This window comes from Hoeflea marina, assembly GCF_003182275.1.
Lineage (GTDB): Bacteria > Pseudomonadota > Alphaproteobacteria > Rhizobiales > Rhizobiaceae > Hoeflea > Hoeflea marina.
In genome coordinates, this window is record NZ_QGTR01000003.1 from 631,254 (window position 1) to 649,877 (window position 18,624).

The following is an 18,624-nucleotide window of genomic DNA, read 5'->3' on the forward strand; positions in this document are numbered from 1 at the left end:
AATGCGCTGGCCGGTCGACAGGACGGGTGGGAGGCTGGCACGGTGACCCGTGCCGGGCTCGTTGGGGCTGCTTCCTTCCGGACCTGACCCGGTTGGCGAGTGGCTCGTCCACCACCAACCTCCCGAGCCACATATCGTCAATCGACTCGGCAAAAGCAAGCCAAGCGCAAAAAAAACTGCTAGATATGTCGGGCCCATCATCAGCGAGACTGCCGCCATGGCCGACTTCACACTTCATCCGCAGCTGGAGCACGACAGCCGCCTGGTCATCAAGCTCGGCCTGTGCCAGCTGCGACTGATCGACGACAGCCGCTGGCCCTGGCTCATTCTGGTGCCGCAGCGCGACGGGATCACCGAGATCTTCGACATGACGCCGCTCGATCAGACCATGCTGACCTTCGAGACCGGCATTGCCGCCAAGGCGATGAAGGAGAGCAGCGGCTGCCTCAAGATCAACTTCGGCGCGCTCGGCAACAATGTCCGGCAGTTCCATCTTCATGTGGTCGGTCGGTCCGAGGGCGACCATGGCTGGCCAGGACCGGTGTGGGGCCAGGGAGCCGCCGTGCCCTGGCACCCGGACGCACGGGCCACCTTCATTGACAGACTGCTTGAGGCGCTTTGATTCCATGACATTTTCGCTGTTTGACCACAACGCCCCGCATGGCGAGGCCAGTTCACTCGTCGCCTTTTCGCACAACCGGCTCGACCGCAGGTCCGAGCACCGGGACGATGCCGCGGTGGCGCTGGCGCTCGATGACCCCTCGGCCCGGTATTTCGCCATCACCGAGGGCCGACTTGCCATGCGGATCGACGGCGGGCAGCCGGACGGGCTGCTGGACCGCGCCATGATCGAGGCGCTGGCCCCGGACCACGCCAATGCCGTGCTGCTGGGCTGGACCCTTGAGGGCGCCCCCCGGATCGCCATGCCCATTGGCGTCTTGCCCGATGATCTGCCTGCCAGCCTGAAAGCCATCGACACCAGGTCGGTCTACCGCCAGGATCTGATGGACGGGCCGACGCTCGGCGCCTATGCGCAGGCCAACAGCCTGACGGCATGGGCGCTCGGCAACCGGTTCTGCGGCCGCTGCGGCAACGGAATGGCGGCCGAGGCCGGCGGCTACAGGCGGCGCTGCACGGCTTGCAATCACACGGTCTTTCCGCGCACCGATCCGGTGGCCATCATGCTGGCGGTGGACGAGGCCAATGACCGCTGCCTGCTCGGGCGCAGCCCGCATTTCCCCGAGGGCATGTATTCCTGCCTGGCAGGCTTCATCGAGCCGGGCGAAACCATCGAGGACGCGGTGCGGCGCGAGACCCTGGAAGAATCCGGCATCGCCATCGGCCGGGTGCGCTACCACGCCAGCCAGCCTTGGCCGATGCCGCATTCGCTGATGATCGGCGTCTATGCCGAAGCCAGGAGTTTCGACATCAACCGCGACACCCAGGAACTCGAGGACTGCCGCTGGTTCGACCGGGCCGAGACGGCGGCAATGATCGGCCGGAACGAGGGCGAGACCACGTCGACGCCGCCGCCCGGCGCCATCGCCAACCGGCTGATGCGCGACTGGCTCGACTGGACGCGCTGAGCACCGCCGCGGGTGCTCAGCTCTCGTCGTCGATGGCGCTGTTTTCCGCAAGCCGGAACGGATGGGCCGGATAGACGCCGAGTATGTTGATCTCGCGCGAGAAGAATCCCAGTTCCTCCATGGCCCGTGCCACAGCCGGATCCTCGGGATGGCCCTGGATGTCGGCATAGAACTGGGTGGCGAAGAACTTGCCGCCGAGCTGGTAGCTCTCGAGCTTGGTCATGTTGACGCCGTTGGTGGCAAAGCCGCCCATCGCCTTGTAGAGCGCGGCCGGAATGTTGCGCACCCGGAAGACGAAGGTGGTCACCACCACCTCGCCCTCGGCGGGCAGCGGCGGAACCTTCTCTTCGCGCGACAGCACCACGAAGCGGGTGACGTTGGTCTCGGTGTCCTCGACGTTCTCGGCCAGGATATCGAGGCCGTAAAGCCCGCTCGCCAGCCGCGGCGCCAGCGCCGCCATGCTGCGGTCGCCGCGCTCGGAGACGAGCCGGGCCGCACCGGCGGTATCGCCGGCGACGACCGGCTTCCAGCCGTGGGCGCGGACCACCTTGCGGCACTGGCCGAGCGCATGAATGTGGCTGTGAACGGTGCGGATCTCGTCCATCGTCACGCCCGGCAACACCATCAGCTGGAAATGGATCGGCATGAAATACTCGCCGATGATGTGCAGCCTCGAATCAGGCAGCAGGTGATGAATGTCGGCGACCCGGCCCGCGATGGTGTTCTCGATCGGGATCATCGCCAGATCCGCCTCGCCCTGCTCGAGCGCGTTGAACGCATCCTCGAAGGTCGGGCAGGGCAGCGGCTCCATATCGGGGAACATGTCGCGGCAGGCCATGTCGGAGTTGGCGCCGAAATCGCCCTGGAAGGCGATGCGGTTGGTCTTAGCGGTCATTTTTCGGCTTTCCGTATCACAGGCCTGCACGGGCGCAGGCTCAAAGGCCACGATCGGCGAGCAGGCGGCGGGCCCGCTCCAGATCGGCGGGAGTATCGACACCGAGAGGAACCGAGTCAACGATGGCCACATCGATGCGCATGCCGTTCTCCAGCGCCCGCAGCTGCTCCAGCGACTCACGCCGCTCCAGCGTGGATGGCGGCAGCGCGACGAAGCGCTCGAGCGCCGCGCGGCGATAGGCGTAGAGACCGATGTGATGGTAGAGCGGCCCCTCGCCCCAGGGCGCCGTGACGCGGGTGAAGTACAGCGCCCTGAGCAGATCGGGGCCGCGCGGCGAGCCGATAACCTTGACGATGGACGGATTGGCCTTGTCGTCCTCGTTGTCGATGACCACCGCCACGGTGGCGATATCGACGTCCGGGTCGGAAAGCGGGACGACGGCGCGGCGAATGGTTTCCGGCTCGATGGCGGGAATGTCTCCCTGCACATTGACCACAGTCTCGATGCGGCCTTCCGGATCGAGCTTGAGCAGCGCTTCATGGATGCGGTCGGAACCTGACTGGTGGTCGGAACGGGTCATCACCGCCTCGAAGCCCGCCGCCTCGACCGCTTCCAGGATCTCGGCGGCATCGGTCGCCACGGCGACGCGGCCGATCCCCGCCTCGGCGGCGCGGCGGGCGACATGGACGATCATCGGCACGCCGCCGATGAGAGCCAGCGGCTTGCCCGGGAGCCTGGTTGACGCCATTCGCGCCGGGACGAGCAGCAGAGTCCGGCTGGCATTGCTGGCGGTGTTCATGGGTTCCGATTCCTGTGTGTCGGTGGCAAAACGTCTCACCCCGACCATTCACAAACAGTGTTGCAACAGATACGCAAAAGACATAGGTTCCGCGCGAATTCAAGACCGGTTCGACGTCCGCGGCGCTGAACCCAAACGGAGCGGCAAAACATGAACTCCTCATACCTCAACGTTGCAGCCGGGGCTTTCCTTGGTGTGGTTTTCGTCCTGATGACTGTCTCGTTGGTTTCCGAAGGCATCTTCCATTCCCCGGAACCGGCGACGGAGGGCTTTGCCATCGAGGTTGCCGACGCTCCGGCAGCCGGCGAAGGCGCCGCACCGGCAGCCGCGGAAGTCACGCCGATCGGTCCGCTGCTGGCCAGCGCAGACGTCGCCAAGGGCGAGACCATCTTCAAGAAGTGCGCGGCCTGCCATTCCAACGATCCGTCCAGCGCCAACAAGGTCGGCCCCGGCATGTGGGGCGTGGTCAACCGCCCGGTCGCAAGCCATGAGGGCTTCAATTATTCCTCCGCCATGAAGGAATTTGCCGAAGGCGGCGCCAAGGTCTGGGACGACGAGCATCTCAACCATTTCCTCGCCGGCCCGAAGAAGTACGTTCCGGGCACCGCGATGGGCTTTGCCGGCCTGAAGAAGGATGACGAGCGCGCCGACGTGATCGCCTATCTGCATTCTCTGTCCGACAGCCCGGTGCCGCTGCCGACCAACTGAGGCGACACCAGGCGCCGTGGCCGCTCCCACAGGGAGCAGGACCCATGGCTCATCGGCGGGATGCCGCCGCCAGAGAACGAACCAGAGAGGCCGGGCAAGTCCCGGCCTTTTCGTTGCCGCATCGGCGACCCGCTATGGAGAAAGTGCCGGCCTGCCGCCGACAGTCCGGTCAAAAATGGACACGTTGGGTCATTCCGCCTGTTTTTGGCCGCAGAATGCCTTAGTCTGGGTGGACCGACATCCAGGAGAACCAAATGCCGATCGCCTTGCGCCCCCTCAGCCTCATCGGAACCTTCTTTTGCCTCTTTGTGGCGGTCCTCGGCGCGCAGGCGCAGGAGCAATGGCGCCACGCGGCATCGGTTCTGGGAGAGCCCAAATACGAGAAGGGCTTCGACCACTTCGGCTACGTCAACCCGGATGCGCCGAAGGGCGGGCAGCTCCGGCTCTCCGAGGAAGGCACCTTCGACACGTTCAACCCGATCCTGTCCAAGGGCGATATCGCCAACGGAATGGGCCTGATCTTCGATACCCTGCTCAAGTCCTCGGATGACGAGGTCTCCACCGCTTATGGCCTGCTGGCCGAAAGCCTGAGCTATCCCGATGACATTTCCAGCGCCACGTTCCGGCTTCGCGCCGAGGCGCGCTGGGCCGACGGCCAGCCGGTGACACCCGAGGACGTCATCTTCAGCTTCGAGAGCGTCAAGGAATACAACCCCCTGCAGATGAGCTATTACAGCCACGTCAAGTCTGCCGAAAAGACCGGGGAGCGCGACGTGACGTTTCGTTTCGATGAGACGAACAACCGCGAGCTTCCGTTGATCCTGGGTCAGCTCCTGGTCGTCCCCAAGCACTGGTGGGAGGGCGAGGGTCCGGACGGTCAGAAGCGCGACATCAGCCAGACCACGCTCGAGCCGGTGATGGGCTCCGGTCCCTACCGGGTCGCCTCCTTTTCCGCGGGATCCACCATCCGTTACGAATTGCGCGACGACTACTGGGGCAAGGATCTCAACGTCAATGTCGGCCAGAACAATTTCGGCGCGATCAGCTACACCTATTTCGGCGACGCCAATGTTGAACTGGAGGCGTTCCGGGCCGGCCTGATCGATTACCGGCAGGAAAACTCGTCCAGCCGCTGGGTGACCGGCTACGACTTTCCCGCCGTCGCCAATGGCAGCGTCAAGCGCGAGGAAGTCGAGAACCCGTTGCGGGCGGTCGGGATCATGCAGGCCCTGGTCCCGAACATGCGGCGCGAGAAGTTCAAGGATGTGCGGGTCCGCCGCGCGCTCAACTACGCCTTCGATTTCGAGCAGATGAACCAGACCCTCGCCTATGGAGGCCTGACCCGCATCGACAGCTACTTTTGGGGCACGGAACTGGCGTCATCGGGCCTCCCCGAGGGACGGGAAAAGGAGATCCTGCAGGAACTCGGCCACCCGGTTCCGCCGGAAGTCTTCACCACGCCCTACACCAACCCGGTGGGCGGCGACGCCCAGAAGAACCGCGCCAATCTCGGCAAGGCGCTGCAACTGTTCAAGGAAGCTGGCTACGAGCTCAGGGGAACCTCGCTCGTCAATGCCGCCACGGGAGAGCCTTTCGGTTTCGAGGTCCTGCTGGCAAGCGCCTCGCTCGAGCGATCGGTTCTCCCCTATGTCAACAATCTCAAGCGGATCGGCATCAATGTCACGCTTCGTTCGCCCGACACCTCGCAATACACATACCGGATTCGAAGCTTCGACTACGACATGATCTGGGTGGTCTGGGCACAGGGACTGATCCCCGGCAACGAGCAGTACAATTATTGGGGATCGAGCTCCGCCGACCAGGAGGGAAGCCGCAATTACGCCGGGATCTCCGATCCGGCGATCGACGAACTGATCCGCCGCATCGTTTTCGTCAAGTCACGCGAGGAGCTTGTCGCCACCGTTCATGCGCTGGATCGCGTGCTGCTTGCGCATCACTACGTGATGCCGCTCTTCTACAGCAAGGCGTACAAGATCGCCTATTACAAGAGCCTCACCCACCCGGCCGAGTTTCCCTACTACAGCATCGGATTTCCCGATGTCTGGTGGTCCACGGAAGCGGGCGGCTAATCGGCACTTGCAATGAGCGCTCGCTTGGACTCCAAATTGCCCGATACCGAATCAACCCGGCGCGCGCGCCGCGGGGAATGGGACGACGTGATTTACAAGCCAGGCGCTAGAGGTTTTCCGGGCAGGACGGTTTCGACAACGCCGCAGAACCATGCGGCAGGCCACGGGCCCGGACCATGTCCGGGACTCCGGATTGCGCGGCAGCGCTGCGGCGCCGCTCCCGGACGGGCCGAGCGTCGGGGCCGGATCTGATGGGCGCCTATATCCTGCGGCGGCTGCTGTTGATGATCCCGACCATCGTCGGCATCATGGCCATTTCCTTCGCCGTCATCCAGTTCGCGCCCGGCGGCCCGGTCGAACAGGTCATCGCCGATCTGACCGGTCAGGGCGATTCCACCGGCGGCAGGATATCCGGCGGCGGCGACATGCTGGCGGCCGGCCCTGGCTCCAGCGCTGACATCAGTTCACAGTACCGCGGCGCGCAGGGGCTCGACCCGGCCTTCATCGCCAAGCTGGAGAAGCAGTTCGGATTCGACAAGCCGCCGCTGCAGCGCTTCGGCGAGATGATGTGGAACTATGCCCGCTTCGATTTCGGCGAGAGTTTCTTCCGCAACATCTCGGTCATCGACCTGATCGCGGAGAAACTGCCGGTGTCGATCTCGCTCGGTGTATGGATCCTGCTGATTTCCTACATCATCTCGATTCCGCTCGGCATCAAGAAAGCGATCAGCGACGGCTCCCGCTTCGATGTCTGGACCTCCGGCATCATCATCGTCGCCTATGCGGTACCGGGATTTCTGTTCGGGATCCTGCTGATCGTGCTGTTCGCCGGCGGCTCGTTCCTGGACTGGTTCCCGCTCCGCGGACTGACGTCGGACAATTTCGCCCAGCTCAGCCTTGGCGGCAAGATCCTCGACTATTTCTGGCATCTGGCCCTGCCGCTGCTGGCCCTGTCGCTCTCGGCCTTCGCCACCACGACGCTCCTGACCAAGAATTCCTTCATCGACGAAATCGGCAAGCAGTATGTCACCACCGCGCGGGCCAAGGGACTGACCGATCGGCAGGTGCTCTACCGGCATGTGTTCCGCAACGCGATGCTGATCATCATCGCCGGTTTTCCCGGCGCCTTCATCACCGCCTTCTTCTCCGGATCGCTGCTGATCGAGACCATCTTCTCGCTCGACGGGCTGGGGCGGCTCGGCTTCCAGTCGGTGGTCAATCGCGATTATCCGGTGGTGTTTGCCACGCTGTTCATCTTCTCGCTGATGGGCCTGGTGATCGGCCTGGTTTCCGATCTGGTCTACACCTGGGTCGATCCGCGCATCGACTTCGAAAAGCGGGATGTGGGATGACCTCGACCCTGACCAAACCCGAACCCGAGATCAGCGGACGACCGAAGGGGTTCCTCTCTCCGACCAACAAGCGCCGCTGGGCAAATTTCCGCGCCAACCGGCGCGGCTACTGGTCGCTGTGGCTGTTCCTGATCCTTTTCGTGGCCTGCCTGCTCGCCGAATTCATCGCCAATGACAAACCGATTCTCGCCTACTACAAGGGCGAGATCCTCTATCCCGTGCTGGTGGACTATCCCGACGAGAAATTCGGCGGCTTCCTCGCCGTCACCGACTATCGCGATCCCTTCATCCAGGAGGAGATCGAGGCGAATGGCTGGATGATCTGGCCGCCAGTGCGCTATTCCTACCGCAGCGTCAATTCCTACATCCCGCATTCGGCGCCGACGCCGCCGTTCTGGATGATGGACAAGGAGCAGCGCTGCTCGGCCTATCCACTCCAGGCCGAGGACCCCGAATGCAGGCTCGGCAACATGAACTGGCTCGGAACCGACGATCAGGCCCGCGACGTGCTGGCGCGCATGATCTACGGCTTCCGCATCTCGGTGCTGTTCGGGCTGGTTCTGACGCTGTTCTCGGCGGTGATCGGTATCGCCTCCGGCGCGGTACAGGGCTATTTCGGCGGTTGGACAGACCTGCTTATGCAGCGCTTCATCGAGATCTGGTCCTCGATGCCGGTGCTCTACATCCTGCTGATCATTGCCGCCATCCTGCCGCCGGGCTTCTGGGTCCTGCTCGGCATCATGCTCCTGTTTTCCTGGGTGTCGCTGGTCGGCGTGGTCCGGGCGGAGTTCCTGCGCGGCCGCAACTTCGAATATGTCAACGCCGCGCGCGCACTCGGCGTCAGCAACATCACGATCATGTTCCGACATCTTCTGCCCAACGCCATGGTGGCGACACTCACCTTCATGCCCTTCATCCTGTCGGGCTCGATCACGACCCTGACCTCGCTCGACTTCCTCGGCTTCGGCCTGCCTCCGGGATCGCCATCGCTCGGTGAACTGATTGCCCAGGCCACCCGCAACCTGCAAGCGCCGTGGCTGGGGTTCTCCGCCTTCTTCAGCATCTCCATCATGCTGTCGCTTCTCATCTTCATCGGCGAAGCGACAAGGGACGCCTTCGATCCCAGAAAGACCTTCAAGTGAGCGCCGTCCCGAAATCCGACGACCCGCTGCTGTCGGTGCGCGACCTGTCGGTGGCGTTCCACCAGGGCGGCAAGAGCCAGACCGCGGTCAACCGGATCTCGTTCGACATCCGCCGCGGCGAGACGGTGGCGCTGGTGGGCGAATCCGGATCGGGCAAGTCGGTGTCAGCGCTGTCGGTGCTCAGGCTGCTGCCCTACCCGATGGCAAGCCACCCGACCGGCGAGATCCTGTTCAAGGGGCATGACCTGCTGTCGGCATCCGAAGCGGACCTGCGCGGCGTGCGTGGCAACGACATCACCATGATCTTCCAGGAGCCGATGACCTCGCTCAACCCGCTGCACACGGTCGAGCGGCAGATCGGCGAGATCCTGCACCTGCATCGCGGCATCCGGAAGACGGAAGCGCGCAGCGAAGTCATCGCGCTGCTCGACCAGGTCGGCATCCGCGACCCGGAAAAGCGGCTGATGTCCTATCCGCACCAGCTGTCGGGCGGACAGCGCCAGCGGGTGATGATCGCCATGGCGCTGGCCAACCGGCCCGAACTGCTGATCGCCGACGAGCCGACGACGGCGCTCGACGTCACGGTGCAGGCGCAGATCCTGGAACTGTTGCACGGGCTTAAATCGAAGCACGACATGGCGATGCTGTTCATCACCCATGATCTCGGCATCGTGCGCAAGATCGCCGACCGGGTCTGCGTGATGACCGATGGCGAGATCGTCGAGACCGGACCGACGGCAGAGCTGTTTGCCAATCCGCAGCACGAATACACCCGGCACCTGCTGGCGGCGGAGCCGAAAGGCCGGCCGCCGCGCACCGATCGGAACGCGGCCAAGCTGATGGAAGCGCGCGACATCAAGGTCTGGTTTCCGGTCCGCAAGGGCTTCCTGCGCAAGACTGTCGATCACATCAAGGCCGTCGATGGCCTGTCGCTGACGCTGCGCGCCGGGCAGACCCTGGGCGTCGTCGGCGAATCCGGCTCGGGCAAGACGACGCTCGGCCTGGCGCTGATGCGGCTCATCCGCTCGGAGGGCGAAATCCGCTTCGAGGGCGAGGACCTGCATCGGCGCAGCTTCGAGGAGATGCGGCCGCTGCGCTCGGCTATGCAGGTGGTGTTCCAGGATCCCTACGGCTCGCTCAGCCCGCGCATGTCGGTGGCCGACATCGTCGGCGAGGGACTGGCAGTGCATGCGCCGAAACTGTCCGCCGACGAGCGGGACCGGCAGGTGGCCGAAGCCCTGGCCGAGGTGGGCCTCGACGCCACGACGCGCTGGCGCTACCCGCATGAATTCTCGGGCGGCCAGCGGCAGCGCATCGCCATCGCGCGGGCGATGGTGCTCAAGCCCCGCTTCGTCATGCTTGACGAGCCGACCTCGGCGCTCGACATGAGCGTGCAGGCGCAGGTGGTCGATCTGCTGCGCGAGCTTCAGCTCAAGCACAATCTCGGCTACCTCTTCATCAGCCACGATCTCAAGGTGGTCCGCGCGCTCGCCAACGACGTGATCGTCATGCGCGCCGGGCGCGTGGTGGAGCAGGGTTCGGCTGACGATATCTTCGATCGCCCGCGGCACGACTACACCAAGGCGCTGATGGCCGCCGCCTTCAATCTCGAAACGGCGCCCGACGGCGCTCTCAACCAGTAGGACTTCGGGCCGATGGGCGACAAGGGACGCATATTGCTGGCCGCCACGGGCTGGGATACCGACTTCTGGCTGGCCGAGTTCGCCGCCAAGGCGCCGGCCCGGGAGGTGGTGCTGGCGCCCGACGGTGACGTCGACCCGAGCATTGATTATGCGGTGGTGTGGAAACAGCCGCCGGGCCTGCTGTCGAGACTTCCCAATCTCAAGGCGATCTTCTCGCTCGGTGCCGGAGTGGATCATGTGTTCAATGACCCGACCGTCCCCGACGTGCCGATCGTCCGGGTGGTCTCCCCCGACCTGACGACGCGGATGAGCGAGTATGTGGTCTGGCAGGTGCTCGACCACCATCGCCGCGGTCCGTGCTACCGGGCGCAGCAGGCCGCTCATGTCTGGAGCGAAGACAAGAACCAGTGCGCCGCCGCCGACATCACCGTCGGCATGATGGGGCTGGGAGAGCTCGGGCGCGACGCAGCCGCGAAGCTCCGGGCGATCGGCTACAGTCTTAGCGGCTGGTCGCGCACGGCCAGGAGCATCGACGGCATCAGCTGCCATTCCGGCGCGGAAGGGCTCGCGGATTTTCTCGCCTCAGCCGACATCTTCGTGGTGCTGCTGCCGCTGACCGGCGACACAACCGGCATTCTCGACGCCACGCTGTTCTGCCAGATGAGCAAGCGCGGGCCGCTGGGCGCGCCTGTGCTGATCAATGCCGGACGCGGCGGTCTCCAGAACGAGGCCGATATCCTGGCGGCGCTCGACGACGGCACGCTGAGCGCGGCGACGCTTGATGTGTTCTGCAAGGAGCCGCTGGATCGCGACAGCCCGTTCTGGAGCCACCCGAAGGTGACTGTCACGCCGCATTGCGCGGGCGCATCCATTCCGTCAAGCCTGATCGGGCCGATGATCGCACAGATGGATGCCCACGACCGCGGCGCCGACCTCGCAAACCTGGTCGACCGCAGCGCCGGCTACTGAGCCGAGGACCTCAGGGCCGGCGGTACAATGTGGGCTCGCCGTACAGCGGCATGATGCGGGCGATGGCGTCGGCCAGCGGCTCGCGCGTCACCGTCATGGTTCCGCCGGAGGCATGCAGGATCGTCCTCTCGTCCTCGAGAAAGGCGACATGGCCCTTCCAGAACACCAGATCTCCCCGGCGCAGGCCATTGCGGGAGGGATCGATGACCTCGCCGAGGCTCGCCGCCTGCTGATCGGAATCGCGCGGCGCCCGCTTGCCGGCCATTCCCAGCGCCAGCTGCACGAGGCCTGAACAATCGATGCCGAAGCCGGAGCGGCCGCCCCACAGATAGGGCGTCTCGATCATCAGCGCGGCCACCGTGACCGGGTCCGCGTCAACGAGCGGGCGGCAATGGGCGGCAATCACGGCGGTGCCGTCATCGAGCAGCAGATAGCGGGTCCCGCGGGTCTCGGCCTCGCCGATGACGGTGATGCGGCTCGCCATGGAAAGCGCATGCACAACCGGGAAGCGGAGGTCCGGACCGGGATAGACGAAGCTGCGCTGGCGAGTCACCAGGTGGGTGGAAGTGCCGGCGCCGCCCGCCAAAGAGGCCTCTGGCAGGTAACCCACATAGGAGTCGGCCGCCAGCTGAACCCAGGCCCAGCCGTCGGCCCTGTCGAACACGCGGACATCCTCGCCCATCAGAGCCTGGGTGTCGATGCCGGAGCCGAGGTCCGGCCTGCGCCGCAGATCGGCCACCGGCACCACGATGCGCGCCGCCTGCCCGTCGGCGAAGGCACCCGCCTCCACCCGGCCGGCAAGCCGCCGGTCGGCGAGGTCGGGTCGGTAGGCGTTGACGCGGTGGTCGAGAGTGTCGCTCATGCACGTGCTCCGTCGCGGTCCGGCAGTTTCCGGCCTTCGGCAATGATGATATCGCCGAGTTTCTCCACAAACAATGCACCTTCAACGGTGCGCTTGATGATCACATTGCGCTTGTCCCTGTCGTCCCGCACCCGCTTGACCAGGCTCATCGCACCCATCGTGTCGAGCGCCCTGGTGATGACCGGCTTGGTCACCCCCAGGCGGGCCGCCAGGCCACGCACGGTGTGGGGCGGCGGCGCCAGATAGATGTGCAGCAGGATCGCCATCTGCCGTATGGTCAGGTCGGGGCCGATGATCCGCAAATGCTCAAGCGTCGCTGCATGCCAGAGGCCAAGGGCCTGGGACGGCCGGAGATCAATGGACATGGCTACTCTTTAAAGCTTGTTACGGTACCGTTTCATGGTGACGCAATCCCGGCGGCTCCGCAAGGCGAGAATTCATCCCGCCGGATAGCGGTCCGACAGCACCGCGAACAGCGCGCGGATTGCCTGGGCCTCGCCGCCGACCTGGGCGTGCGGCTGCTCCTTCGGATTCCAGCCGAAAATGTCGAAATGCGCCCAGCTGATGCCGGGCTCCACGAACCGCTTGAGAAACAGCGCGGCGGTGATGGATCCGGCAAAGCCGCCCGCCGGCGCATTGGTCAGATCCGCGATCTTGGTTTCCAGCATGGTCTCATAGGGCCTGTAGAGCGGCAGGCGCCAGACCGGATCGGCGACATCGAGGGCCGCGGCCGCGATCTCGCCGGCCAGCGCTTCGTCGTCGGTGTAGAAGGGCGGCAGATCGGGACCGAGCGCCACCCGGGCGGCGCCGGTGAGCGTGGCCATGTCGATGATCAGGTCCGGCTCTTCCTCGCAAGCCAGCGCCAGCGCGTCGGCCAGCACCAGCCTGCCCTCGGCATCGGTGTTGTCGATCTGCACCGACAGGCCCTTGCGGCTGCGGAGCACGTCGCCGGGCCGGAAGGCATCGGCGGAAATCGAGTTCTCGACCGCGGGCACCAGCACGCGCAGGCTGACGGGCAGGCCGGCATCCATGATCATCAGCGCAAGCCCCATCACATTGGCCGCCCCGCCCATGTCCTTCTTCATCAGCAGCATGCCGGACGACGGCTTGATGTCGAGACCGCCGGTGTCGAAGCAGACGCCCTTTCCCACCAGGGTTATCTTCGGGGCCGATTTCTTGCCCCAGCGCAGTTCAAGCAGGCGCGGCGCCTCGGCGGCGGCGCGGCCGACGGCATGGATCATCGGCAGGTCACCGGCGAGAAGTTCGTCGCCTGCGGTGACGGTGACCTTTGCCTTGTAATGCCGGGCCAGCGCCCGGAACGCCGCTTCGAGCTTGGCCGGGCCCATGTCGTTGGCGGGCGTGTTGATGAGGTCGCGCGCCAGGCTGACCGCCGCATTCGTCCGCTCGACGGCCGCTGCATCCGCATCGCCGGGGATGACGATCCGGGCTCCATTCGGAGATCCGGTCCTGTAGGCGTCAAACCGGTAGGCGCCCATGGCGAAGGCGAGCGCCATCTGTTCGCCGGGCATCGGCGAGGTCTCGATGTGCCAGTCCCCTTCGGGCAACAGGCGGGCCAGCCGGCCGGCGGCGAAAGGGTGGGTGCGGCCGGCCTCGCCGAGGCCGAAGAGGGCGCCGGCAAGCTTGCCGTAGCGGTTGGGGACCAGCAGCAGACTGCCCTCGGCCGCCTTGAAGCCAGCGCTCTGCGCCCAGGCGAGGGCCGTCTTGTCAAAATGCCCGCGATCGAGATCGGCCTTGGTCACGGCCCACACTGGCAGGCTTTCGCCCGACATGCTCGCAAACGGGCTCGTCCGATCGGAATGCTGATGCGGCGCCATGAAAACTCCTCTTCTGCCCCGGCGGGGAATCACTCGTTAACGGTTGATTAGGGTTAACAGAATATTGCTTGAAGGAGGAATACGGCTTTGCGGCCCTTGCGGCCCGCGCCGCTGAAAACCCCGGGGTAACGACCGATGTCGCACACGAACAGTTCATCCACCTCCCGCCGTCCGCTGCTGGCCGGCGCCGCCATCGGCCTGCTGGTGCTGTCGACGCTGGGCGGCTGCGCCGCGCGCGGCCCGATGCACACGGGCTCGATTCCGACGCTGAACAAGCCGGTCGAATCGATGAACGAACGCGAACTCAGCGGTGCGGCGCAGAAACTCGGCCGCGCCTACGACAAGAACCCCAAGGACGCCGCCGTCGGCATGAGCTACGCTTCGGTGCTGCGGATGACGGGCAACAATGACCAGGCGCTGGCCGTGATGGAGCAGGTGGCGATCCACAATCCCACCGACCGCAACGTGCTGTCCGCCTATGGCAAGGCGCTGGCCGGCGCGGGCCAGTTCGACAAGGCGCTTGACGCCATCCAGCGCTCGCAGACACCGGATCGTCCGGACTGGCAATTGCTGTCGGCGGAAGGAGCCGTCCGCGACCAGCTCGGCGACACCGCCGGCGCGCGCGCTGCCTACCGGCAGGCGCTCGAGCAACGGCCGAACGAGCCGTCGGTGCTGTCCAATCTGGGCATGTCCTATCTGCTGCAGGGCGACCTCAAGACGGCCGAGACCTATATGCGCTCCGCCTCGCAGCAGCCGGCGGCCGACAGCCGGGTCCGGCAGAACCTGGCGCTGGTGGTCGGCCTCCAGGGCCGCTTCGACGAAGCCGAGCACATTGCGCGCGGCGAGCTGTCCCCCGACCAGGCCCAGGCCAATGTGGCCTATCTCAGGGCGATGCTGAGCCAGCAGAATGCCTGGAGCAAGCTGTCGGACGCGGACAAGGCCACCAACTGATCGCAGCCGCGACAAGCGACCGGAGCCGCATCGTCCGGCCGTGTCCGGGGTAACGCCCCGGCGCGCGCGGGAAAGGCCGGAACCATCCACTGCCACACCCAAGGCCCCCTCGGGGCCCGACGCTCAATCCGACGCAACGCTCCGCCACGGCATGCATCGCGGACCCCGCGTGCAGCCGGCGGCCCGACCGGCCGGGGCGGTCCGCGCCATTCCCAGACGCCAACGGCGCCCCAGGCCTGATGTGGCGTCCGGAAGATCCGCCGGTCAGTTCGGCAGGCCGCCCTGGAAGTTGTCAGAGACCTGGATCATGGCTGGGCCGAGAATGACGGCAATGAGCACCGGCAGGAAGAACAGGATCATCGGCACCGTCAGCTTCGGCGGCAAAGCGGCGGCCTTCTTCTCGGCTTCGTTCATCCGGATATCGCGACTTTCCTGGGCCAGCACCCGCAAGGCCTGCGCGATCGGCGTGCCGTAGCGTTCTGACTGGATCAGCGCCTGGGTGACCGACTTGACCGTGTCCAGGCCGGTGCGGTTGCCCAGGTTCTCGAACGCCATGCGCCGGTCCTGGAGATAGCTGAGTTCGGCCGTGGTCAGCACGAATTCCTCGCCCAGCGGCGGTGACTGGACCGAGATCTCTTCCGCCACCCGCTTCATGGCGGCTTCGATGGAGACCCCCGATTCCACGCAGATGAGCATCAGGTCGAGGGCATCCGGCCAGGCCTTCTTGATCGATGCCTGGCGTTTCTTGGACTGATTGGAGACGAATATGTTGGGCGCATAGAACCCCACATAAGCGCCGACGATGCAGGCCAGCACCCGGACGGTGAAGGGCTTGTCGACCAGATGCTCCAGGACGAAGACATAGACCACCGTGGCGGCCAGGAAGACGAAGGGCAGGACCAGACGGGCCAGCAGGAACATGTTCAACGCGTTCTGGGTGCGGTAGCCCGCGGCGCGCAGCTTGGCCACGGTGGCATCGTCCACCAGCGCCTTGCGCAGATTGAGCTGGTCGACGACCTGGCGAACCGACGAGTTGTTGTGGGCGCGCAGCCCGCCCTTGCTGCCCCGGGACTGGTCCGCATTGAGCCGCGCCCGTTCGCGCGCGCGGATTTCGTCGCGCTCGAGGGCGGCGGATTTCATCCGCTTGTCGAGATCCCCGGTCTCGAAGTAGGGGACCAGCACGGTGAACAGCGTCGCAAAGACGGCAACCGAAACCAGGATGGGGATCAGATAAGCCGGGTCGGTCAGGGAAGACATGAGGATGGAGAACATGGCGCTGCCCCTACAGGTCGAAATTGATCATGTTGCGCATCACCAGCACACCAATGACCATCCAGATCCCGGAAGCGGCCAGGATGAAGTGGCCGCGCTGATCGGTGAACAGGATCATCATGTATTCGGGCGAAGTCAGATAGACGAGTGTCGCGACGATGAAGGGCAGGGCGCCGATGATCCAGGCGGACGCCTTGGCTTCCATCGACAGCGCATTGACCTTCGCCTTCATCTTCTTGCGGTCACGCAGCACGCGCGACAGGTTGCCCAGCGCTTCCGACAGGTTGCCGCCTGCCTGCGCCTGGATGGCGATGACGATGGCGAAGAAGTTGGCTTCCGACAGCGGCACCCGGCTGTAGAGCCGGCCGCAGGCCTCGGGGACACCCAGGCCCATCTGCTGCGCCTCGATGATCCGCTTGAACTCGGTGCGAACCGGTTCCTGGCCCTCGCTGGCAATCATTCGGATCGAATCGTTGAGCGGCAGGCCCGATTTGATCGATCGGACCATCACGTCCAGCGAGTTGGGAAATTCGTTGAGGAAGGCCTTCATGCGGCGGCTGCGCAGGAACCCGATCGCCCATCTCGGCAGGCCCGCCCCGGCGACAATCAGCACGCCGAGCGCGATGAGCGGGTTGCCATTGGCGAGAAAGGCCAGAAGACCGGCAACAAGTCCCAGCACGATCGAGATCGTGTTGAACGTCTTCACCGTCATGACCAGCCCGGCCTGGGCGATGCGGTCCTTCATGGGCGGCGCCTTGCGGCGGTCGTTTTCCTTCTGCTTGTCCTCGAGGGTCTTCAGCTGATCCTGCAGCGACTTGCGGCGCTTGTTGGCTTCCGCCATGCGGTCGCGCGCGGCGACGACCTTGGTGCGGTCGGTTTCTGCCGCCCCGACCCTGCGGATGCGGCCTTCCGTCTTCCGTTCCGAATCGATCCGGTTGTAGAGCACGCCGTAGCCCAGCGCTCCGGCCGACAGCGCGGCAAGCCCAATGATGGCGACGACCATGATATCCAGACCAAACACGTCAGACTCCTACGATGTCATCTTTTCCATCGAATCAAGCGCTGTCGCCAGCCGCTTGTCTTCGCCGAAGTAACGGGCCCGATCCCAGAAATGAGGCTTGCCGATGCCGGTCGAGCGATGCTCGCCGATGATCTTGCCGGCGGCGTCCTCGCCGAGAATCTCGTATTTCATCAGGTCCTGCGTGATGATGACATCGCCTTCCATGCCCATCACCTCGGTGATGTGGGTGATCCGGCGCGACCCGTCGCGCAGGCGCGCGGCCTGGATGATGATGTCGACCGAGCCGGAAATGATCTCTCGCACGGTCTTGGCAGGCAGCGAGAACCCGCCCATGGCAATCATCGATTCCATGCGGCTGAGGCATTCGCGCGGGCTGTTGGAGTGGATCGTGCCCATCGAGCCGTCGTGACCGGTGTTCATGGCCTGCAGAAGATCGAACACTTCCGGACCGCGCACCTCGCCGACGATGATGCGTTCGGGCCGCATGCGCAGGCAGTTCTTGACCAGCTCGCGCATGGTGATTTCGCCTTCGCCCTCGATGTTGGGCGGACGGGTTTCCAGTCGCACCACATGGGGCTGCTGCAGCTGAAGCTCCGCCGAATCCTCGCAGGTGATGACACGCTCATCGAGGTCGATATAGGCGGTGAGGCAGTTGAGCAGCGTCGTCTTGCCAGAGCCGGTACCGCCGGAAATGACGACATTGCAGCGGACTCGACCGATGATCTGCAGGATGGTCGCGCCTTCCGGCGTGATGGCGCCGAAGCGGACCAACTGGTCGAGCGTGAGCTTGTCCTTCTTGAACTTGCGGATGGTGAGCGCAGTGCCGTCGATGGCCAGCGGCGGGGCGATGACATTGACGCGCGAGCCGTCGGGAAGACGGGCGTCGCAGATCGGACTGGATTCATCGACACGACGGCCGACCTGGCTGACGATTCGCTGGCAGATCGACAGAAGCTGGCCGTTGTCGCGGAATCGCACCTCCGATTCGAGGACCTTGCCGGCGACTTCGATGTAGGTCCGGCCGGCGCCGTTGACCATGATGTCGGAGATGTCGTCGCGGGCCAGCAGCGGCTCCAGCGGTCCGTAGCCCAGAACGTCATTGCAGATGTCGTCGAGCAGTTCCTCCTGCTCGGCGATCGACAGCGCGATGTTCTTGATGGTGATGATGTCGTTGACGATGTCGCGGATTTCCTCGCGCGCGCTTTCGGCATCGAGCTTTGCCAGCTGAGACAGGTCGATCGTGTCGATGAGCGCGGAGAAGACCTGCGACTTGGTGTCGTAATAGGCCTCGTCACGGCTCGCCTTCTTGCGGACGACCGGATCATCCTTCCGCATCGGAGTCTGCTGCACCGAAACCGCGGGCACGGCCGGTTGCGCCGGGGCCGGCGCCACGGCGGCCGCAGCCGCAGCCGGCGCCATAGCGGGCTTGGGCTGCGGCGCATGGCCTGGTCCGTCATTGGTGCGCTTGCCAAACATCACTTTGTTCCACTCTGTACTGG

Annotated in this window: 17 protein-coding genes and 1 other RNA gene; 9 read left to right on the forward strand and 9 right to left on the reverse strand. The window is 65.0% G+C overall.

Features of this window, described 5'->3' with window-relative positions; all coding sequences use genetic code 11:
- Nucleotides 1-26: 26 nt before the first annotated feature.
- Nucleotides 27-123: signal recognition particle sRNA small type (ffs, locus tag DFR52_RS14205), an RNA gene on the reverse strand.
- Between the two features lie 94 nt (nt 124-217).
- Here ffs and DFR52_RS14210 point away from each other — a divergent pair.
- Together DFR52_RS14210 and nudC are read left to right on the forward strand one after the other, a co-directional pair.
- Nucleotides 218-622 (forward strand): HIT domain-containing protein, encoded by a 405-nt coding sequence (locus DFR52_RS14210; protein WP_110032609.1) that lies wholly within the window; start codon nt 218-220, stop codon nt 620-622.
- Between the two features lie 4 nt (nt 623-626).
- Complete coding sequence (gene nudC / locus DFR52_RS14215; RefSeq protein WP_110032610.1) at nt 627-1,586, forward strand: NAD(+) diphosphatase; 960 nt, start codon at nt 627-629, stop codon at nt 1,584-1,586.
- Nucleotides 1,587-1,602: 16 nt separating this feature from the next.
- Here the strand turns inward: nudC and DFR52_RS14220 are convergent, their stop codons facing one another.
- Nucleotides 1,603-2,481, reverse strand: a complete 879-nt coding sequence (locus DFR52_RS14220; RefSeq protein ID WP_110032611.1) for a prephenate dehydratase — start codon at nt 2,479-2,481, stop codon at nt 1,603-1,605.
- Nucleotides 2,482-2,521: 40 nt separating this feature from the next.
- Nucleotides 2,522-3,280, reverse strand: a complete 759-nt coding sequence (locus tag DFR52_RS14225) for a 3-deoxy-manno-octulosonate cytidylyltransferase (RefSeq protein ID WP_110032612.1) — start codon at nt 3,278-3,280, stop codon at nt 2,522-2,524.
- 150 nt (nt 3,281-3,430) lie between these two features.
- Here DFR52_RS14225 and DFR52_RS14230 point away from each other — a divergent pair, with 150 nt between their 5' ends.
- From DFR52_RS14230 to DFR52_RS14255, 6 genes are all read left to right on the forward strand, one after another.
- Nucleotides 3,431-3,988: a c-type cytochrome gene (locus DFR52_RS14230; RefSeq protein ID WP_110032613.1), complete on the forward strand. Its 558-nt coding sequence runs from the start codon at nt 3,431-3,433 to the stop codon at nt 3,986-3,988.
- Between the two features lie 254 nt (nt 3,989-4,242).
- Nucleotides 4,243-6,078, forward strand: a complete 1,836-nt coding sequence (locus tag DFR52_RS14235; RefSeq protein WP_110032614.1) for an extracellular solute-binding protein — start codon at nt 4,243-4,245, stop codon at nt 6,076-6,078.
- A 251-nt stretch (nt 6,079-6,329) separates the two neighbouring features.
- Complete coding sequence (locus DFR52_RS14240; RefSeq protein WP_110032615.1) at nt 6,330-7,430, forward strand: microcin C ABC transporter permease YejB; 1,101 nt, start codon at nt 6,330-6,332, stop codon at nt 7,428-7,430.
- The gene (locus DFR52_RS14245) at nt 7,427-8,572 is read left to right on the forward strand and encodes an ABC transporter permease (protein ID WP_110032616.1); all 1,146 of its coding nucleotides are present in this window, start codon (nt 7,427-7,429) and stop codon (nt 8,570-8,572) included. Before DFR52_RS14240 ends, DFR52_RS14245 begins: the two co-directional genes overlap by 4 nt.
- Nucleotides 8,569-10,215, forward strand: coding sequence for an ABC transporter ATP-binding protein (locus DFR52_RS14250; RefSeq protein ID WP_245415341.1), 1,647 nt, complete (start codon nt 8,569-8,571; stop codon nt 10,213-10,215). Before DFR52_RS14245 ends, DFR52_RS14250 begins: the two co-directional genes overlap by 4 nt.
- A 12-nt stretch (nt 10,216-10,227) precedes the next feature.
- Nucleotides 10,228-11,184: a 2-hydroxyacid dehydrogenase gene (locus tag DFR52_RS14255; protein ID WP_110032617.1), complete on the forward strand. Its 957-nt coding sequence runs from the start codon at nt 10,228-10,230 to the stop codon at nt 11,182-11,184.
- A gap of 10 nt (nt 11,185-11,194) precedes the next feature.
- Here DFR52_RS14255 and DFR52_RS14260 read toward each other — a convergent pair whose 3' ends face one another.
- From DFR52_RS14260 to DFR52_RS14270, 3 genes are all read right to left on the reverse strand, one after another.
- Nucleotides 11,195-12,046 carry a C40 family peptidase gene (locus DFR52_RS14260; RefSeq protein WP_110032618.1) on the reverse strand — a complete coding sequence of 284 codons (852 nt, stop codon included), beginning with the start codon at nt 12,044-12,046 and terminating at the stop codon, nt 11,195-11,197.
- Nucleotides 12,043-12,411 carry a MarR family transcriptional regulator gene (locus DFR52_RS14265; protein WP_110032619.1) on the reverse strand — a complete coding sequence of 123 codons (369 nt, stop codon included), beginning with the start codon at nt 12,409-12,411 and terminating at the stop codon, nt 12,043-12,045. The genes DFR52_RS14260 and DFR52_RS14265 overlap by 4 nt, the downstream gene beginning before the upstream one ends.
- Before the next feature lie 72 nt (nt 12,412-12,483).
- Entirely contained in the window at nt 12,484-13,881 is a 1,398-nt protein-coding gene (locus tag DFR52_RS14270) for a leucyl aminopeptidase family protein (protein WP_110032620.1), read from the reverse strand.
- 135 nt (nt 13,882-14,016) lie between these two features.
- On the opposite strand from DFR52_RS14270, the gene DFR52_RS14275 reads away from it, so the two are divergent.
- A complete protein-coding gene (locus DFR52_RS14275) occupies nt 14,017-14,832 on the forward strand; it encodes a tetratricopeptide repeat protein (RefSeq protein ID WP_110032621.1) in 816 nt (271 codons plus the stop codon).
- 264 nt (nt 14,833-15,096) lie between these two features.
- Here the strand turns inward: DFR52_RS14275 and DFR52_RS14280 are convergent, their stop codons facing one another.
- From DFR52_RS14280 to DFR52_RS14290, 3 genes are read right to left on the reverse strand one after another with little or no spacing between them, the layout of a single operon-like run.
- Nucleotides 15,097-16,104, reverse strand: a complete 1,008-nt coding sequence (locus DFR52_RS14280; RefSeq protein ID WP_110032622.1) for a type II secretion system F family protein — start codon at nt 16,102-16,104, stop codon at nt 15,097-15,099.
- Between the two features lie 10 nt (nt 16,105-16,114).
- Entirely contained in the window at nt 16,115-17,125 is a 1,011-nt protein-coding gene (locus DFR52_RS14285; protein WP_110032623.1) for a type II secretion system F family protein, read from the reverse strand.
- 9 nt (nt 17,126-17,134) lie between these two features.
- Nucleotides 17,135-18,601 (reverse strand): TadA family conjugal transfer-associated ATPase, encoded by a 1,467-nt coding sequence (locus DFR52_RS14290; protein WP_110032624.1) that lies wholly within the window; start codon nt 18,599-18,601, stop codon nt 17,135-17,137.
- Nucleotides 18,602-18,624 lie beyond the last annotated feature (23 nt).

Excerpts from the sequence above, each read along its gene's own strand:
- DFR52_RS14255 (WP_110032617.1), top strand. The coding sequence starts at position 10,228 with ATGGGCGACAAGGGACGCATATTGCTGGCCGCCACGGGCTGGGATACC.
- DFR52_RS14280 (WP_110032622.1), bottom strand. The coding sequence starts at position 16,104 with ATGTTCTCCATCCTCATGTCTTCCCTGACCGACCCGGCTTATCTGATC.
- DFR52_RS14225 (WP_110032612.1), bottom strand. The coding sequence starts at position 3,280 with ATGAACACCGCCAGCAATGCCAGCCGGACTCTGCTGCTCGTCCCGGCG.
- DFR52_RS14275 (WP_110032621.1), top strand. The coding sequence starts at position 14,017 with ATGTCGCACACGAACAGTTCATCCACCTCCCGCCGTCCGCTGCTGGCC.
- DFR52_RS14235 (WP_110032614.1), top strand. The coding sequence starts at position 4,243 with ATGCCGATCGCCTTGCGCCCCCTCAGCCTCATCGGAACCTTCTTTTGC.
- DFR52_RS14230 (WP_110032613.1), top strand. The coding sequence starts at position 3,431 with ATGAACTCCTCATACCTCAACGTTGCAGCCGGGGCTTTCCTTGGTGTG.
- DFR52_RS14220 (WP_110032611.1), bottom strand. The coding sequence starts at position 2,481 with ATGACCGCTAAGACCAACCGCATCGCCTTCCAGGGCGATTTCGGCGCC.
- DFR52_RS14265 (WP_110032619.1), bottom strand. The coding sequence starts at position 12,411 with ATGTCCATTGATCTCCGGCCGTCCCAGGCCCTTGGCCTCTGGCATGCA.
- DFR52_RS14210 (WP_110032609.1), top strand. The coding sequence starts at position 218 with ATGGCCGACTTCACACTTCATCCGCAGCTGGAGCACGACAGCCGCCTG.
- DFR52_RS14270 (WP_110032620.1), bottom strand. The coding sequence starts at position 13,881 with ATGGCGCCGCATCAGCATTCCGATCGGACGAGCCCGTTTGCGAGCATG.
- nudC (WP_110032610.1), top strand. The coding sequence starts at position 627 with ATGACATTTTCGCTGTTTGACCACAACGCCCCGCATGGCGAGGCCAGT.
- DFR52_RS14290 (WP_110032624.1), bottom strand. The coding sequence starts at position 18,601 with ATGTTTGGCAAGCGCACCAATGACGGACCAGGCCATGCGCCGCAGCCC.
- DFR52_RS14240 (WP_110032615.1), top strand. The coding sequence starts at position 6,330 with ATGGGCGCCTATATCCTGCGGCGGCTGCTGTTGATGATCCCGACCATC.
- DFR52_RS14260 (WP_110032618.1), bottom strand. The coding sequence starts at position 12,046 with ATGAGCGACACTCTCGACCACCGCGTCAACGCCTACCGACCCGACCTC.
- DFR52_RS14245 (WP_110032616.1), top strand. The coding sequence starts at position 7,427 with ATGACCTCGACCCTGACCAAACCCGAACCCGAGATCAGCGGACGACCG.